The sequence below is a fragment of the Paractinoplanes abujensis genome (genome assembly GCF_014204895.1).
Taxonomy (GTDB): domain Bacteria; phylum Actinomycetota; class Actinomycetes; order Mycobacteriales; family Micromonosporaceae; genus Actinoplanes; species Actinoplanes abujensis.
Window position 1 is genome coordinate 8,953,231 of record NZ_JACHMF010000001.1, and the last position, 15,802, is coordinate 8,969,032.

Consider the following 15,802-nt stretch of genomic DNA (forward strand, 5'->3'; position numbering starts at 1 on the left):
ATGACGACACCACTGCGAACCAGCCTCCGGCCCGGCACGTACACCCTGGACCCGCGGCGCTCCACGTGCCGGCTGGACGCGACCCACGTCTTCGGCCTCAAACCCGTGACGGCGACCGTCGGCCTGCGCGGCGGCACGGTGACCGTGGCCGGGGACCTGACCGCCTCGAGCGCCTCCGCCGTGCTCGACGCCGGCACCTTCCACAGCGACGACGAACGCCGCAACTCCGACGTCACCGGCCGCAAGTTCCTCGACGCGGCGCGGCACCCGACGATCGCCTTCCGCAGCACCGGCTGCCGGCCCGGGGAATCGGGCTGGTGGCTCGACGGCATCCTGCGGGTGCGCGACCGCGACAGCGACGTGACGCTGCAGATCTCGACGGCCGAGTCCACTGCGGACGGCTGCCACTTCGTGGCCACGGCAACGATCGACCGCGTGGCGGCGGGCGTGGGAGCCGGCCGCGCGATCATCGCCCGTAGGGTCCGGCTCACGCTCGACATGTGGGCAGCGTAGGGCCTTCGCCCGGCCATCGCGGAGTTGTCCACAATGCAGGGTTGTCCACAGGCCCGGCCGCCAAGACCGCCCGGGTCCGCAAGAATGGAGTCCGGGCGGAGGCCCCCGGAAGGGTGGGCCTCTGTCCGTGTGCTGCCTGGTGGAGAGAGGATCCGGCGGCCGGACCGGTCAGCACCGATGTCGTCGTCGGTGCGACCGAGCAAGAAGACACAAGTCGGCGCCCACCGGAGCGATCCGCCCGGTGAGCGCCGGCCAAGAGCGACTACGTATCAGCGACCGCTACGACGGCCGCCCACGCGAGTGCCCGCGGAGAAAGCGGCCGCCCCGCCCCGGGAGGGCGCGGCCCCGCTGCGGGACTGACTGGTGTGGACCGGCTTGGAACCGCTGCGGGCCTGACCGGCCTGGCCCGAGGACCGCGACTGCCCACCCGTGCGGGACTGGCCGCCGGAACGGGACTGGCCGCCGGAGCGGGACTGCCCGGCGTGGCCGGGCGCCGCGGCCGACCGTTGCTGCCCGCCGCCGCCCGCGCCGCCGCCACCCCGCCGACCGCGGGACGACGACTCGGCGCCGCCGCGACCCCGGCGCCCGTCGGCGGAGGTGGAGGTGGACGGGGCAGGGGAGGGCGCCGCCGACGGCGCGACGAACTTGCGCTCGCCGGGGGCCAGCGAGGCCAGCAGCGGGTCGCCGGGCCGGGTGCGGCTGGTGGTGGGGCGCACGCCGGCCTTGCGGGTCAGGTCGCGCACCTCGGCCGTCTGGTCGTCGGTCATCAGGGTGATCACGGTGCCCTGGTTGCCGGCCCGGGCCGTGCGGCCGGAGCGGTGCAGGTAGGCCTTGTGCTCGACCGGCGGGTCGGCGTGGATGACCAGGCCGACGTCGTCGACGTGGATGCCGCGGGCCGCGATGTCGGTCGCCACCAGCGTCTCGGCGCTGCCGTCGGAGAAGGCGGCCAGGTTGCGGTTGCGGGCGTTCTGGGCCAGGTTGCCGTGCAGTTCGACGGCGGGCACCCCGGCCGCGACGAGCTGGCGGGTCAGCACCTTGGCCCGGCGCTTGGTGCGGGTGAAGACCACCGTACGGCCGGGGGCCGCGAGCAGGTCGACCAGCACCGGGAAGCGATCGTCACCCCGTACGTGCAGGACGTGGTGGGACATCTCGACGGGGGCCTCGGTGGCCGAGTCGACGGAGTGGGTCACCGGCTTGTGCAGGAAGCGCTTGACCAGCACGTCGACACCGTTGTCGAGGGTGGCCGAGAACAGCATGCGCTGGCCGTCGCGCGGGGTCTGGTCCATCAGCCGGCGCACGACGGGCAGGAAGCCCAGGTCGGCCATGTGGTCGGCCTCGTCGAGCACGGTGATCTCGACGGCGTCGAGCGAGGCGTGTCCGTTGCGCAGGTGGTCGTCGAGCCGGCCGGGGCAGGCCACGACCACGTCGACGCCCGCCTTGAGCCCCTTGATCTGCGGGTTGGGGCCGACGCCGCCGAAGACGGTGATGGTGCGCAGGCCGAGCTTGGCGGCCAGCGGGGCCAGCGTCGCGTCGATCTGGGTGGCCAGTTCGCGGGTGGGGGCCAGGATCAGCGCGCGCGGGCGGCCGGGCCGGCGGGGCGACTTGGAGCCGGCCAGGCGGGCCAGCACGGGCAGGACGAACGCGTACGTCTTGCCGGAGCCGGTGCGGCCGCGGCCGAGTACGTCCCGGCCGGCCAGCGAGTCGGGCAGCGTGGCGGCCTGGATGGGGAACGGGGTGGTGATGCCGAGTTCGGCGAGGGCCGTGGTGAGCACGGCGGGCACGCCGAAATCGGTGAAGGTGGTCATGTAGCGGGAGCTCCTGAAACGTAGAGGGGTCGTCCTGCCCGGCGCGAGCTTTGTTCTCAGTCGCGGCGCGTGGGGGCCGATCCGAGGGACGGCGCGGGGTTGTCAGAACCGCGTGTCCGTGGCGGCCCGAGGCAAGACTGGGCGGGCCGCGTGATCAAGCATACCCGCCGTTGCGGACGAGGGAAGCAACCGTCTTGCACCGGTAAGAGAACCATTTCGCACTTTATCGGGATCACCTTTCTCCTCAGTGCCGGGAAATCCCCCTCCCGGCCAGGTGCGAGGAGACCCCCACATGAGCGGTGCCACAACTGCTGCCGACCGCCGTCGCGTGAACCGCGGAGGCGAGGACCGCCGTCGCGAGGACCGTGTCCAGGACCACATGCCGCTGGTGGGGCACCTGGTCCGGGAGATGCTGCTGCGGGTCCCGGCTCACGTCAACCGGGACGACCTGCTGTCCGCCGGGTACGCCGCCCTGGTCCACGCGGCCCGCGGCTACGACGAGAACCGCAACGTGCCGTTCGCCCGGTTCGCCGCCGCCCGTGTCCGCGGCGCCCTGCTGGACGAGCTGCGCGGCCTCGACTGGGCCAGCCGTTCCGTACGGCAGCGGGCCCGGCGCACCGACAGCGCCCGTCAGGAACTCACCGCTGAGCTGGGCCGGCTGCCCACGATCCGTGAGGTGGCCGACCGGCTGGGCTGTTCGGTCGAGGACATCGAGCACGCCGACGACGACGTGCAGCGCGCGGTGGTGTTCAGCCTGCAGGGCTTCGCCACGGCCGGCGCCGAGGACATGGTGACCGAGCCCAGCGCCGGCCCCGAGGAGATGCTGATCATGCGGGAGCGGCTCGGCTATCTGCGGCACGCGATCGACGCGCTGCCCGAGCGGCTGCGCGCGGTGGTGCAGGGCTACTTCTTCGAGGAACGCCCGATGGCCCGCATCGCCGAGGAGCTGGGAGTCACCGAGTCGCGTGTGTCACAGCTGCGGGCCGAGGCGCTCACGCTGCTGCGGGACGGCCTCAACATCCACCTCGACCCGGCACTGGCCGCGCAGAGCCCGGCCAAGGAGGGCTGTGTGGCCCGCCGCCGCGCTGCCTACTACGACCAGATCGAGTCCCGGGGCGACCTGCGCGCCCGGCTCGCCCTGACCGGTCCCGACGGGATGCCGGTCGCCGCTTAGACGTCACCAGTAGTGAAGGGGCCCGTCGCGGTTCGCGGCGGGCCCCTGGTGCGTCGGAGCTACTGGTTGGCGCAGGTGCCGGCCTTCTTCTGGGCCGCGATGGCCTTGGCCGCGCCCTGCTTGTAGAGGGCCAGGCCCTCCTTGGCCGGCTCGAGCTTCCAAGCGTCGCCCTCGTAGACCATCGTGTACGACTGCGCGGCCACCAGCTGCTTGGCGATGACGACAGCCCGGTCGGCGCCCTCCATGCGGGCGCTGGTGAGCTGGATCGCCAGGCCCTTGCGGGAGCAGGCCTGGTTCAGCTTCACGTAGTCGTCCTTGCTGATCGCCTGCTTGCCCGCGGCGGTGTACATGTCCCAGGCGCCGGCGAAGTCGCCTCCGGCGAAGCGGTCGAAGACCGTCTGGGCGGCCTGCTTGGCGCCCTCGATGTTCTTGGCCTCGGGGCCGCCCGCGGCCGCCTGCGCCGGGTTGCCGGCCGGAGCCTCGTCATCGCCTGTGCACGCGGAGGAGACGGCGAGGGTGGCGGTGGCGATGAGGGCGAGCGCGCCGAGGCGTCGGATCGGGTGGTTGTGGGTCATGCCCGGGTTAATGGGGATCGGCCGTCATGGGTAACGGCGCGCCGTAAAGCTTGACCGATAGACGACAAATTTCGGGCGAGCCGTAACCCGGCATCGATGCGCTAGTCTGGTCGTTTGCCGAGCATGAAAAAAGGCGCCTGACAAGGGCGCCGACGCCGAATGTTACCACAAAGGGGAGTGGCTTTGTCAAGCTTCGCCGCGGCCGACCTCCAAGCCGAACAGGCGTACCTCACCACCCTCTACAACCGGCTGGACGGTCTGCGGGCGCAGGCCGACGAGCGGCTCAAAGCCATTCTGCTCGAGGCCGGCGGCACCCCCCAGGGCCGCGCGCAACGCGAGGCCACCCGCGCCCATTACGCCGAGCAGCTCGCGCAGATGAATGCGGTGGAAAACGCGCTCTGCTTCGGCCGCCTCGACTTCGTCGCCGATCAGCCGCGCTACATCGGACGGATCGGACTGTCCGCCGAGGAGCACGACCGCGATCCGCTTCTGGTCGACTGGCGGGCGCCCGCGTCGCGGCCCTTCTACCTGGCCACCGCCGTCTCGCCCGACGGGGTGAAGCGCCGCCGCCATCTGCGCACCAAGGGCCGGGTGCTCACCGCCATCGACGACGAGGTGCTCGACCTCGAGGCGGGCGAGAGCGGCGGCCGGGAGGACGTGACCGGTGAGGCGGCGCTGCTGTCCGCGCTGACCGCCAACCGTACGGGCCGGATGCGCGACATCGTCGAGACCATCCAGGCCGAGCAGGACGAGGTGATCCGGGCCGGGCTGCCGGGCGTCATGGTGGTGCAGGGCGGCCCCGGCACCGGCAAGACCGCCGTCGCCCTGCACCGCGCGGCGTACCTGCTGTACACGTACCGCGGTCAGCTGACCAAGCAGGGCGTGCTGATCCTGGGGCCCAACCCGACGTTCCTGCGCTACATCTCGCAGGTGCTGCCGTCGCTGGCCGAGACCGGGGTGCTGCTGGCCACGCTGGGTGACATGTTCCCCGGCGTACGGGCCCGGGCCGTCGAGCGCCCGGCCACGGCGGCGCTGAAGGGCCGCACCACGATGCTCGAGGTGCTGGAGCGGGCGGTCGCCGACTGGCAGACCGTGCCCGAGACGTACGCCGAGGTCGACCACGACGGCTACCCGCTGCGCATCGAGCGCTCGGTGCTGGAGGACGCGCGCGCCGTGGCCCGCCGCTCCGGCCGCCCGCACAACGTGGCCCGCTCGATCTTCGTGACCGAGGCGATCCACGCCCTGTCGCTCGAGATCGCCGAGCGGATCGGCGCCGACCCGCTGGGCGGGGACAACCTGCTCTCCGCGGCCGACCTGGCCGAGACCCGCCGCGAGCTGCGCGAGGACATCGACGTTCAGCAGCTGCTGTTCGACTTCTGGCCGGTGCTGACCCCGCGCCGGGTGCTGCGCGAGCTGCTCAGCGACCCCGACCGGCTGGCCTCCGCGGCGGCCGGGCTGACCGCGGCCGAGCGGGCCCTGCTGCTGCGCGACCGCGACGCCCGCTGGACGCCGGCCGACGTGCCGCTGCTCGACGAGCTGGCCGAGCTGCTCGGCGTGGACGACACCCTCAAGGCGCGCCAGGCCGCGCAGGAGAGGCGTGAGGCCATCGAGTACGCCGAGGGTGTGCTCGAGATCGTCGAAGGTTCCCGGTCGCTCGACTTCGAGGACCAGGAGGAGGAGATCCTCTCCGCGACCGACGTGGTCGACGCGAGCGCGTTCGTCGAGCGGCACGAGGTGCTGGACACGCGCACCGCCGCCGAGCGGGCCGCCGCCGACCGTACGTGGGTCTTCGGGCACGTGATCGTCGACGAGGCGCAGGAGCTGTCCCCGATGGCTTGGCGGCTGCTCATGCGGCGCTGCCCGAGCCGATCGATGACAGTGGTCGGCGACGTCGCCCAGACCTCCGAGCTGGCCGGCACCACGACCTGGGAGCAGGTCTTCGAGCCGTACGTGGCCCAGCGCTGGAATCTCGTCGAGCTGACCGTCAACTACCGGACACCGGCCGAGGTGATGGCGGTGGCGGCCGACGTGCTGGCCGCGGTCGACCCCGCGCTCGAGCCGCCGCGCTCGGTGCGATCGGCCGGGGTCGAGCCGTGGGCGCTGCGGGTGCCGCCGGTCGCGCTCGCGGCCGAGACAATCGCCGCCGTACGGCTGGAAGCCGCTGAGGCCGGTGCGGGCCGCGTGGGGGTGCTGGTGCCCGAGTCACGTCAGGCCGACCTGGGGCGCGCGCTCGTCGAGGCGGTGCCCGGGGCGGCCGTGGGGGAGCAGCCCGACCTGCTCAACCAGGTGGTGCTGATGACCGTACGGCAGGCCAAGGGTCTCGAGTTCGACTCGGTGATCGTGGTCGAGCCCGATGAGATCATCGCCGAGAGCCCGCGCGGCCTGTCCGACCTCTACGTGGCGGTCACCCGGGCCACCCGGCGGCTCGGGGTGCTGCATACGGCCGACCTGCCCAAGGTGCTCAGCGCGCTGGCTTAGTTCTGCGCACGGAAAGGGGCTCGGCACGAATGCCGAGCCCCCTCTTGTGCGTCAGACGGCCGCGAGCGGGCCGCGGCTGTACGCGGTGTGGCCGTGCGCGTTGGTCAGCGCCAGCCGGCTGCGCACCGAGGTGTTCTCGGCGATGTTGTTGTAGTAGGAGGCGCGGCGACGGGCCGTGATGCTCTCCGGGTTGTCCGGAACCGGCGCCAGCTCGGGGCTGAGGTGGGTGTTGAGGCCGTCCTTGAGCAGGGCCAGCGCCTCGGCCCGGAGCTGCGACACGCGCGACTCGGTGACGCCCAGGTCGGCCGCGATGTCGGCCATCGGCCGCTCCTGCAGGAAGTACTCGGTGATGACGACCTGCAGGCGCTCCGGCAACGAACCGATCGCGTGGTGCAGGTAGCCGATCTGCTCGCGGCGCAGCAGCATGTCCTCCGGACCCGGGGTCTTCTCGGTGACCAGGTCGTCGGCGCTGCTGGTGGTGAAGCCCTGCAGCGACAGCACGGTCGCACGCTGCACGTCGGTGTCGGTCTGCTTCAGGTCGCTGGTGGTGGTGCCGAGCGCCTGGGCCAGCTCGTCGGCGGAGGGCGTGCGGCCCAGCGTCGTGGTCAGCGCCTGGCGGGTGGCGTCGGTGGCGCGGGCCTTGGTGCGCACCGAGCGGGTCGCCCAGTCGAGGGCGCGCAGCTCGTCGAGGATGGCGCCGCGGATGCGGGTGCTGGCGAAGCGGTGGAACGGGATGCCGCGCTCCGGGTCCCAGCTGCGGGCCGCGGTGACCAGGGCGTGCAGGCCGGCGCTGGTCAGGTCGTCGCGGTGGATGTGGTTGGGGATGCGGCTGAGCATGTCACGCACCAGGTGGCCGACGAGCGGCATGTGGGTGCGGATGATCTCCTCCTGCTCGGCGGCGGACAGCACCGTGACAGCGGCGGTGTCGGCAACGAAGTCGGCAGCGTTCGCGGTGCTGGTCATGTGTGTCTCCCCCGTGGTCGGCGGCCCGTTCTCGCATCGGGCTCGTCGGCGTTACACAGGGAGGTTCGTCAGCGGTCAGGTCCCGATTGAGTACCGCGAAGGTGCGGAAAAGTTGCTGCGACATGGCGGCGATCGCGGCGGCCACGCTGTGGGTTGGTTGAGAACTCCGGCCCGTGTCTTTTCGCCGTTGCCCGCGCCTGGCACCTTTGGCGCATGGACCTCACCGACTCCGCCTGGGTGATCAACTTGATCGCCGGTGTGGCGATCGCGATCGGCGTGGTCGGGGTGGTCGTGCCCGTCGTGCCCGGCCTGCTGCTCAGCTGGGCCGGGGTGCTGTTCTGGGCGTTCTTCGGCGAGGGCAGCGACGCGCTGCGCTGGCTGGTGCTGGTCGTGGCGACCGCAGTGGCCCTGCTCGGCGGCCTGATCAAATATCTGGTGCCGGGCCGCCGTCTGAAGGGCGCCGGCGTGCCCAACTCGGCGCTGCTGGCCGGCGGGCTGCTCGGCGTGATCGGCTTCTTCGTGATCCCGGTGCTCGGCCTGCCGCTCGGCTTCGTGCTCGGGGTCTATCTGGTCGAACGCATGCGGCTGGGCCCCGGCCAGGCCTGGCCTTCCACCAAGTACGCGCTGCACGCGGCGGGCATGGCGATGCTGATCGAGTTCACGGCCGCGCTCGCGGTGGCCGTCGTGTGGGTCTTCGGCCTGCTCTGGTCAGGCTGGGCCCTGCCGTAGACCCTGCGCCCGCGGCAACGGCCGGCCCTGCATCCGCAGGCGGCGTCACGGCCGGCCCTGCGCTCGGGGGGCAACGGCCGGCCCTGCGCTCCGGGGGCGGCGTTATGGCCGGCCCTGCGCTCCGGGGCGCCGGCGCCGGCGCTGCACCAGCAGGAGCAGCAGGGGAGTGCCCGCCAGCAGCAGCGCCACCGAGGCGGCCGCGGCCACCGAGAGCAGCCGGGGAGGCTCCTCCGTGCGGGCGGCCGAGGCAGCCGGCGGCGGGGCCGGCTTCAGGGCCGGGGCGGCGGTCACCGGCGCCACGTCCTGCGGCGAGACCAGCTTGCCGACCGATTCGTCCCGGGGCAGCGAGAAGCCCCAGTCGAGCAGCGCCGCCCCCTGCTGCCAGCCGCGCAGCGGCCGGGCCTCGGCGCCGAGCAGCGTCACCACCAGGCGGCGGCCGTTACGCTGGGCCGCCCCCACGTAGCTGTGCCGGGCCAGCGTCGTGAAACCGGTCTTACCGCCCAGCGCCCCGGGATAGTTGAAGATCAGCTTGTTCTCGTTCTGGAACTGGAACCCGCCCTTCTTCAGCTGGGGCTGCGCCGGCATCTGGGCCTTCTTCGTCAGCACGTAACGCCGGAAGTCGGCGTTGGCGAACGCCACCCGGGCGATCAGGGCCAGGTCGTACGCGCTGGTGAACTGCCCTCGGCCGTCGAGCCCGGACGGGGTGACGGCGTGGGTCTGGTAGGCGCCGATCCGCCGGGCCAGCGCGTTCATCTCGCCCACGGTCCGGCGCACGCCGTCCGGGCCGCCGCCGCCGGCCAGCCGGGCCAGCGCGTTGGCGGCGTCGTTGCCCGAGTTGAGCATCAGGCCCAGCCACAGCGTCGAGATCGGATATTTGCCGCCCACCAGCAGGCCGACCGCGGAACTTCCGGGCTCGATGTCGAGGTCGCTGGCGGCCACAGTGATCCGCTGGTCCGGGTCGAGCTTGCCGATCACGGTGGCGGCCAGCAGGGTCTTCTGGACGCTGGCCGGGGTGTGGAAGACGTGCGGCCCGCAGCCGCCGAGCACTTCGCCGGTGTCGAGGTCGGCCACCATCCACGTGGTGGCGGTGACCGCCGGGGGCGCCTTGGCCCCGGGCGGGATGACCAGGCCGTGGGTGGCCAGCGCGTCGCCACCGATGGCGCTGCCGACCGGGTCGTCGGGCGGCGGCACCGGCGCCGGGGGCCGGTTGGGCGGGGGCGCCACCTTGGGCTTAGGGCAGGGGATGGCGGGCGCGGCCCGGACGGCAGCGGCCGGGGCAGCAGCAGGTGCGGCCAGCGCGGCAGCGGCCGGGGCGGGCGGGGCGACAGCCCGCGCGGCAGCGGTCAGCGCGGTCGCGGCCGGAGCCGGAGAGGCCGGGGTGAGGGCGGGCAGGAGGGCGGCGGCGCAGGCCGCCGCCAGGACGCGGCGGATCAAGGCCAGGAGACCCCCGCCTCGAGCCGCTGATCGAGCAGCTGCCGCAGCGGAACCGTCTCGCCGTCACCGCCGCCCGCGCCCACGATCAGCCGGGGCAGGCTCGGGGTCAGCTCGGCCCCGGTGAAGCGGGCGCGCAGCGACGCCGGCACGGTCAGCACGTAGTACTCCCCGTCCTCGCCCACGGCGACCGATCGGTTCGACTTCAGATACCACCCACGCACATGGGTTCGATACGTGGCCCGGCCGTCGAAGGTTCGAGCCTGGAGCGTGTGGGCGGGCAGACCGCGCTCGCCGGCGCGCCGGACGAAGTCGTCGAGCAGGGCCGCCGCCTCGCGGGCCTCCGCGGCCCGGCCGGCCTCGAGCGCGGCCGCGTGGCCGGCGATGGCCTGCCGTCGCTGTTCCTGCCAGTCGGCGTCGCGCTCCATGCCAGCGACCCTAGGTGATGCCCCGCCGCCCGGCCAAGCCGAGCTTTCCGTGCTGATTCCGGTGAATGCCCGTACGGTCATTTGAATAGCCCGTCGGCGCGGGCCGGGAAGAGAATTGCGAATTCACGCCGGACAGTTGCGCGCGAAGGCGGTTACGAGCAACACTTGGCGCGGTTGGTCGGGCGGACTCGGGAGTCGTTATGGCGCGGCAGGTAATCACCACTCTGATCGACGATCTGGACGGAAAGAAGGCCGACCGCACGGTCGAGTTCAGTCTGGACGGCATTAACTACACGATCGACCTTTCCGAGGCCAATGCGGGGAAGCTGCGTAAGGCCCTGGATCCGTACATCAACGCGGGCACCCGGCTCGGCCGTTCGGCCGGTCGCATCCCGCCCCGGCGCGCCGGTTCCGGCCGCACGGCGGGCTCCCGCGACGAAAACCGCCAGATCCGCGAGTGGGCCACCGCCAACGGGCATCAGATTTCCGAGCGCGGGCGCATTCCACAGAGCGTGACGCAGGCTTACCGCGCGGCGAACGGGCACTGACCGGCACCCGCCCGCCGCGCGTGCGGAATTGCGCGCTACGAAAGGCGCAGCCGGGGCAGCCGCGCGGCCACCGATTCCAGCACCTTTTCGTCGCCCGCATACCAACTCGACTCGCGCGGCCAATGGGTGATCACGTCGGTGAACCCCAGCTCGCGGGCGCGCCCGACGGCGTCCTCGAACGTCTCGGTGCTGCTCAGCGAATAGACCGGTGACGAGTCCAGGTTCAGATAGCGCGGCATCGCGTCCCGGGCGCGGCCGGCCGCGTCGAGCGCCGTCTCGAATCCGGCCGTGATCCGGGCGACGTTCGCCCACCAGTCGTCGGCCGTCTCGGGTGCGGCCCCGGTGACGCCGGTGGTGACCCAGCCGTCGCCGTGCCGGGCGGCCAGCCGCAGGGCGCGGGGCCCGTTGGCGGCGACCACGAACGGCGGGCGCGGTTTCTGACACGGCCCGGGGGTGCTGCGGGCGTCGACAGCGGCGTAGTAGTCGCCCTTCCACGTCGTCGCCGGGTTGGCCAGGATCGTGCCGAGCAGGTCGAGGAACTCGGTGAAGCGGTCGACCCGGGCCCGGGGCGTGAGCTCGGGCTCGCCCAGCACGGCCGAGTCGAACCCGGTGCCGCCGGCGCCCAGCCCGAGCAGCAGGCGGCCCTGCGAGATGTCGTCGAGCGCGGTGACCTCGCGGGCGAAGTGCACCGGGTGGCGGAAGTTGGGGGAGGCTACGTACGTGCCCAGACGGATGCGGCGGGTCACCATGGCGGCTGCCGTGAGCGTCGGGACGGCGTCGAACCAGGGGCCGTCCACCAGGTCACGCCAGCCCAGGTGGTCGTACGTCCAGGCGTGGTCGAAGCCGTACTCCTCGGCGCGTTGCCAGCGCCGCCCGGCGACGGACCAACGGTGGTCGGGGAGGATCACGATGCCGATGCGCATCGGGCGACGCTACCTCACGCCGTCCGCAGGGATCCGTCCTCGTCCTTGTCGTCGCCCGCCGCGGCCGTGGCGAACGCGCGGAGCGAACGTACGAGATCCTGGCGTTCCTCGTCCTGCATGCGGCCCAGCACTTCCTCGAGGGCCTGGCGGCGGCGCTCGCGCAGGTCGTCGAGCAGGCGCCGGGCGGCCGGGGTCAGCAGCAGCCGCACCTCGCGCCGGTCCCGTGGGTCGGGCACGCGCCGCAGCAGCCCGGTGGCTTCGAGCCGGTCGCACAGCCGGCTGGCCGACGACGGCACCACCTCGAGCGCCTCGGCCAGGCGGCTCATGTTGGTGTGCCGGGTGTCCGCCACGATCGCCAGCACCCGCAGCTGGGCGGGCGGGACGTTCGTGGCGTGCCCCAGGCCGGCCGATTCCAGCACCGACACCAGCGCGTCGACCGTCGACTCGACGGCAGCGGCGGCGTCGGAGACCCGGTCCATGGCGGATGTTTCCTTGTTCGTCAGACGGAGCACGACCCAGTGCGCCTTGCCACTACCCGCCCGAGCGAAACTTCATGCCTTTCCGTGGAGCCAATCCAGGCAGACGATGACGGCGTCGTCTTCTTGATCGTCGCCGTCGTGGTACTCGCGCAATGCGCGGATCACCGTACCCACCGCCTCGCTCGGCGGCTGCAGCCGCGTCCGGCGCAGGGCTGTGAGCAGACCCGTTTCCCCGTACGGGGCCCGGCCGCCCGGGGTGGCCGCGTGCACGCCGTCGCTCACCACGAGCAGCCGGTCGCCCGGTTCGAGTTGCACCTTCTGGGTCTCGTAGCGGCTGTCGCCGAACATGCCGAGCGGCAACTGTTGTTCCAAACTGACCGCGGTGATGCCGCCCTCGCGCGCGATCAGGGCCCGCGGCGAGCCGGCGTCGACCGCCTCGATGGTGCCGCCGGCCAGGTCGACCTCGAGCAGCAGGGTGGCCACGTGGGCGGCGCCGCCGGATCGTGAGTAGATCGCGTCGGAGGCCAGCTCGGCCTGTTCGACGATGCCGGCTCCGGAGCGGCGGGCGTTGCGCATGGCGTTGACCGCGATCGTGGTCAGCAGCGCGGCCTCGATGCCGTCGCCGTGCCCGTTGAGCACGGTCAGGGTGAGCCGGTCGTCGGTGAGGGCCCAGTCGTAGTGGTCGCCGAACATCGCGTACGCCGGGTCGAGCTGACCCGCGAGCCGGAACCGTTCGCCGCTCAGCGAGCGGCCGGGCAGCAGGTCCCACTGCAGCTCGGCGGCCATGGTCAGGCGCTGCCGGCGGACGACCTGGCGGTAGCGGTCGGTGTCCTTGTCGGCCGCGCGCAGGGCCAGGGCCAGCTCGTCCGCGATGTTGGTGATCTCGGCGGCCAGCTCGCTGGTGAGCGTGTCGGTGAGGTCGAGGCGCAGCACGCCGAGCCGGTCGCCCCAGGTGGTCAGCGGGAGCAGCAGCCGCCGCGATCCGTTGTCGGTCACCGGCTGCTGGCTGCCGAAGCACCGCTGTTCGAGCGGGCCGCCCGCGGGGGCCTCGGGCTCCATGACGGGCCACAGCGCGCTCAGGGTCAGGTCGCTCAGCAGCAGCTCGACGGCTTTGACGGGGAACCAGGTGCGCAGATGGTCGGCCACCACCTCGGGGAGGCGATCGGGTGCTGCCGCGCGCAGGTACGAGCCGACGGATGCCGGACGGACGGACACTCGATCTTTCCCTTCCGTGTGAGCCCATGAGGCAATAGTTGCTAGAGAGCAAGCATCATATGTGCTTGCTCCCCGGGCACCGCCACGAGGTGTCAGGCAAACGACTTCTCGAAATGGATCAAGCTGCCCCGCTTCGGCACGGAGTGCATGCGGACGTTCTCGCCCAGCGCCTTGATCAGGGACAACCCGCGGCCGCTCTCGCTGGAGGAACTGGCCGCACCGATCGCGTCGGGGTCGAAACCCTCGCCCGTGTCGCGCACGTCGATCGAGCAGCGGTTGCCGGCCACGTTGAGGCTGACCTCGAAGTTCTCGGCGCCGTCGGCGTGCCGGACGACGTTGGAGCAGGCCTCGGTGATCGCGATCTCGAGGTCGTCCTGCGCGTCCCGGTCGACCTGCAGGGCGGCGAGGGCGGAGCGCAGCATCCGGCGGACGGTGGGCACGCTGCCCGCCTCGCGAGGGAGGTCCAGCTGGACTGTCATACGCATGGTTCCCGTGATTCCCGCTCCGCCCGGGAGCTAATCGTGGCCGAGGCCGCAGCACCTCATCCGATCTTCGCCGAAAAACGTGTTATCCATGGACGGCTTGGGCGTCTCCCTTCCCGTGACCGATCAAGGTCATGGCCCGGAAGCCCGACGGAAGGTTGGACAATGGCGGAACAACCCGACACCTCGGTCGTGATCGCGGCGCGCGACGGCGACCCGGTGGCGGTCGACCGGCTCGTCGCCGGTTACCTGCCGCTGGTCTACACGATCGTGGGACGGGCGCTGGAGGGGCACGCCGACGTCGACGACGTCGTGCAGGACGTGATGCTGCGGGTGCTGCGCAATCTGGGCGACCTGCGCGAGCCCGAGGCGTTCCGGTCGTGGCTGGTGGCCATCACGGTCCGCCAGGTCCGGGAGCGTTTCCGGGCGCGGCGGGGCGCTCCCGAGGCGCTGGTGCACGAGGACGTGCGCGACCCCGGCGCCGACTTCACCGACCTCGCGATCACCCGGCTCGAGCTCAGCGGCCAGCGCCGCGAGACCGCCGAGGCGACCCGCTGGCTCGACGAGGACAACCGTGAGCTGCTCTCGCTGTGGTGGCTGGAGGCCTCGGGCGAGCTGACCCGCGACGAGATCGTCGCCGCCACCGACGTCACCCGGCAGCACGCCGCCGTGCGCATCCAGCGGATGAAGGGCCAGCTCGAGACGGCCCGGGTCGTCGTGCGGGCGATCGCCGCCAGCCCGCCCTGCCCCGACCTGCACCTGCTGCTGACCGAGTGGGACGGGCACCCCAGCCCGCTGTGGCGCAAGCGCATCGCCCGGCACACCCGCGAGTGCCGCCACTGCTCCCCGGCCTGGAACGGGCTGGTCGCGGCCGAGCGGCTGCTGGCCGGCATGGCCCTCGTGCCGCTGCCCGCCGGCTTGGCCGGCCAGGGCGCGCTGGCCTCCCTCGGTGCCGGTGGGGCAGCGACGTCGAAGGTGGCCGCGGGCGGCATGGCGACGACGAAGGTGGCCGCGGGCGGGGTGGCGGCGGGCAAGGCGGGCTCCGGCGCGCATCTGGCGGCCAAGGTCGGCTTCAGCCTCTCCCGCAAGGTGCTCACCGCCGCGCTGTCGACCACCGCGGTCGCGGGCGGCACGGCGGCCGTGGTCGTGGTGCAGAAATCCGACCCGCCGCCGGTCACGACAGCCGCGATCGTCGCCCCGACCACGCGGCCCGCCCCCGTGCCGACGACGGTGCGGCCCACGCCTTCCCCGGCCCCGCCCAGCGCCACCCCGAGCCCGAAGCCCAAGCCGACCACCAAGGCGCCGGTCGTGGTCACGGCCAAGGCGAGCAAGAAAAAGGGCGTCGGCGTCTGGGAGTTCGCCGCCGCCAAGCCGGCTCTCGACGACGTCGGAGCGGCCTGGTACTACAACTGGTCGTCGAACAACAAGAGCATGCCCGGCCCGGCCGACGTCGAGTTCGTCCCGATGATCTGGGGCAAGAACAACGTCAACGACGCCACCCTGGCCGAGGCCAAGCGTGAGGGTGACGTCCTGCTCGGTTTCAACGAGCCGGACATGGACGGTCAGGCCAAGATGACGGTCGAGGAGGCGCTGGCCGACTGGCCGAAGCTGCAGGCGACCGGCATGCGGCTGGGCAGCCCGGCGGTCGCCTTCGGCGGTGACACCAAGGGTGGCTGGCTCGACCGGTTCATGACCGGGGCCGAGCAGAAGGGCTACCAGGTCGACTTCATCACCCTGCACTGGTACGGGTCGGACTTCTCCGAGGCCGCGGTCAACCAGTTCCTCGGCTACGTCGACGCCGTGCACAAGCGCTACGGCAAGCCGATCTGGATCACCGAGTACGGCCTGATGAACTTCGGCGGATCGCCCAAATATCCGACGCAGGCGCAGCTCGTGACGTTCATCGAGGGCTCCACCAAGGGCATGCAGAAGCGGTCGTTCGTCGAGCGGTACGCCTGGTTCGGGCTGCCCGCCGTGGGCGACAGCGTCGACTTCGGTCTCTATCGTGACGGCAACAGTCCGACGGAGGCGGGAAAGGCGTACAAGGCCGCGGGGTAAC

Annotated in this window: 15 protein-coding genes; 6 read left to right on the top strand and 9 right to left on the bottom strand. The window is 72.3% G+C overall.

Features of this window, described 5'->3' with window-relative positions; translation table 11 throughout:
* A complete protein-coding gene (locus tag BKA14_RS41260) occupies positions 1-513 on the top strand; it encodes a YceI family protein (protein WP_184956145.1) in 513 nt (170 codons plus the stop codon).
* Between the two features lie 269 nt (positions 514-782).
* On the opposite strand, the gene BKA14_RS41265 is transcribed toward BKA14_RS41260, so the two are convergent.
* Positions 783-2,318, bottom strand: coding sequence for a DEAD/DEAH box helicase (locus BKA14_RS41265; protein WP_184956146.1), 1,536 nt, complete (start codon positions 2,316-2,318; stop codon positions 783-785).
* Positions 2,319-2,610: 292 nt separating this feature from the next.
* Here BKA14_RS41265 and BKA14_RS41270 point away from each other — a divergent pair, with 292 nt between their 5' ends.
* Positions 2,611-3,492, top strand: a complete 882-nt coding sequence (locus BKA14_RS41270; RefSeq protein ID WP_184956147.1) for a sigma-70 family RNA polymerase sigma factor — start codon at positions 2,611-2,613, stop codon at positions 3,490-3,492.
* A 59-nt stretch (positions 3,493-3,551) separates the two neighbouring features.
* Here BKA14_RS41270 and BKA14_RS41275 read toward each other — a convergent pair whose 3' ends face one another.
* Complete coding sequence (locus BKA14_RS41275; RefSeq protein WP_184956148.1) at positions 3,552-4,067, bottom strand: hypothetical protein; 516 nt, start codon at positions 4,065-4,067, stop codon at positions 3,552-3,554.
* Between the two features lie 159 nt (positions 4,068-4,226).
* Here BKA14_RS41275 and BKA14_RS41280 point away from each other — a divergent pair, with 159 nt between their 5' ends.
* Entirely contained in the window at positions 4,227-6,545 is a 2,319-nt protein-coding gene (locus BKA14_RS41280) for a HelD family protein (protein WP_184956149.1), read from the top strand.
* 51 nt (positions 6,546-6,596) lie between these two features.
* On the opposite strand, the gene BKA14_RS41285 is transcribed toward BKA14_RS41280, so the two are convergent.
* Positions 6,597-7,508, bottom strand: a complete 912-nt coding sequence (locus tag BKA14_RS41285; RefSeq protein ID WP_184956150.1) for a sigma-70 family RNA polymerase sigma factor — start codon at positions 7,506-7,508, stop codon at positions 6,597-6,599.
* A gap of 213 nt (positions 7,509-7,721) precedes the next feature.
* Here BKA14_RS41285 and BKA14_RS41290 point away from each other — a divergent pair, with 213 nt between their 5' ends.
* The gene (locus tag BKA14_RS41290) at positions 7,722-8,237 is read left to right on the top strand and encodes a DUF456 domain-containing protein (RefSeq protein ID WP_184956151.1); all 516 of its coding nucleotides are present in this window, start codon (positions 7,722-7,724) and stop codon (positions 8,235-8,237) included.
* 102 nt (positions 8,238-8,339) lie between these two features.
* Here BKA14_RS41290 and BKA14_RS41295 read toward each other — a convergent pair whose 3' ends face one another.
* Both BKA14_RS41295 and BKA14_RS41300 read right to left on the bottom strand, forming a co-directional pair.
* Positions 8,340-9,584 (bottom strand): D-alanyl-D-alanine carboxypeptidase family protein, encoded by a 1,245-nt coding sequence (locus BKA14_RS41295; RefSeq protein ID WP_184957260.1) that lies wholly within the window; start codon positions 9,582-9,584, stop codon positions 8,340-8,342.
* Positions 9,585-9,667: 83 nt separating this feature from the next.
* Positions 9,668-10,096 (bottom strand): hypothetical protein, encoded by a 429-nt coding sequence (locus tag BKA14_RS41300; RefSeq protein ID WP_184956152.1) that lies wholly within the window; start codon positions 10,094-10,096, stop codon positions 9,668-9,670.
* A gap of 200 nt (positions 10,097-10,296) precedes the next feature.
* Between BKA14_RS41300 and BKA14_RS41305 the strand changes: the two genes are divergently transcribed.
* Positions 10,297-10,644, top strand: a complete 348-nt coding sequence (locus BKA14_RS41305; protein ID WP_184956153.1) for a histone-like nucleoid-structuring protein Lsr2 — start codon at positions 10,297-10,299, stop codon at positions 10,642-10,644.
* A gap of 35 nt (positions 10,645-10,679) precedes the next feature.
* On the opposite strand, the gene BKA14_RS41310 is transcribed toward BKA14_RS41305, so the two are convergent.
* The 4 genes from BKA14_RS41310 to BKA14_RS41325 all read right to left on the bottom strand — a co-directional run bounded on the left by BKA14_RS41310 (position 10,680) and on the right by BKA14_RS41325 (position 13,740).
* Complete coding sequence (locus tag BKA14_RS41310; protein WP_184956154.1) at positions 10,680-11,567, bottom strand: LLM class flavin-dependent oxidoreductase; 888 nt, start codon at positions 11,565-11,567, stop codon at positions 10,680-10,682.
* Positions 11,568-11,581: 14 nt separating this feature from the next.
* The gene (locus BKA14_RS41315) at positions 11,582-12,046 is read right to left on the bottom strand and encodes a MarR family winged helix-turn-helix transcriptional regulator (protein WP_184956155.1); all 465 of its coding nucleotides are present in this window, start codon (positions 12,044-12,046) and stop codon (positions 11,582-11,584) included.
* Between the two features lie 72 nt (positions 12,047-12,118).
* On the bottom strand, positions 12,119-13,261 hold the full coding sequence (locus BKA14_RS41320) for a PP2C family protein-serine/threonine phosphatase (protein WP_184956156.1): 1,143 nt from the start codon (positions 13,259-13,261) through the stop codon (positions 12,119-12,121).
* Positions 13,262-13,353: 92 nt separating this feature from the next.
* On the bottom strand, positions 13,354-13,740 hold the full coding sequence (locus tag BKA14_RS41325) for an ATP-binding protein (RefSeq protein WP_260416698.1): 387 nt from the start codon (positions 13,738-13,740) through the stop codon (positions 13,354-13,356).
* A gap of 168 nt (positions 13,741-13,908) precedes the next feature.
* Between BKA14_RS41325 and BKA14_RS41330 the strand changes: the two genes are divergently transcribed.
* A complete protein-coding gene (locus BKA14_RS41330) occupies positions 13,909-15,801 on the top strand; it encodes a sigma-70 family RNA polymerase sigma factor (RefSeq protein ID WP_184956158.1) in 1,893 nt (630 codons plus the stop codon).
* Position 15,802 lies beyond the last annotated feature (1 nt).

Excerpts from the sequence above, each read along its gene's own strand:
- BKA14_RS41315 (WP_184956155.1), bottom strand. The coding sequence starts at position 12,046 with ATGGACCGGGTCTCCGACGCCGCCGCTGCCGTCGAGTCGACGGTCGAC.
- BKA14_RS41280 (WP_184956149.1), top strand. The coding sequence starts at position 4,227 with ATGTTACCACAAAGGGGAGTGGCTTTGTCAAGCTTCGCCGCGGCCGAC.
- BKA14_RS41325 (WP_260416698.1), bottom strand. The coding sequence starts at position 13,740 with ATGACAGTCCAGCTGGACCTCCCTCGCGAGGCGGGCAGCGTGCCCACC.
- BKA14_RS41275 (WP_184956148.1), bottom strand. The coding sequence starts at position 4,067 with ATGACCCACAACCACCCGATCCGACGCCTCGGCGCGCTCGCCCTCATC.
- BKA14_RS41310 (WP_184956154.1), bottom strand. The coding sequence starts at position 11,567 with ATGCGCATCGGCATCGTGATCCTCCCCGACCACCGTTGGTCCGTCGCC.
- BKA14_RS41285 (WP_184956150.1), bottom strand. The coding sequence starts at position 7,508 with ATGACCAGCACCGCGAACGCTGCCGACTTCGTTGCCGACACCGCCGCT.
- BKA14_RS41260 (WP_184956145.1), top strand. The coding sequence starts at position 1 with ATGACGACACCACTGCGAACCAGCCTCCGGCCCGGCACGTACACCCTG.
- BKA14_RS41300 (WP_184956152.1), bottom strand. The coding sequence starts at position 10,096 with ATGGAGCGCGACGCCGACTGGCAGGAACAGCGACGGCAGGCCATCGCC.
- BKA14_RS41270 (WP_184956147.1), top strand. The coding sequence starts at position 2,611 with ATGAGCGGTGCCACAACTGCTGCCGACCGCCGTCGCGTGAACCGCGGA.
- BKA14_RS41265 (WP_184956146.1), bottom strand. The coding sequence starts at position 2,318 with ATGACCACCTTCACCGATTTCGGCGTGCCCGCCGTGCTCACCACGGCC.
- BKA14_RS41290 (WP_184956151.1), top strand. The coding sequence starts at position 7,722 with ATGGACCTCACCGACTCCGCCTGGGTGATCAACTTGATCGCCGGTGTG.
- BKA14_RS41330 (WP_184956158.1), top strand. The coding sequence starts at position 13,909 with ATGGCGGAACAACCCGACACCTCGGTCGTGATCGCGGCGCGCGACGGC.
- BKA14_RS41305 (WP_184956153.1), top strand. The coding sequence starts at position 10,297 with ATGGCGCGGCAGGTAATCACCACTCTGATCGACGATCTGGACGGAAAG.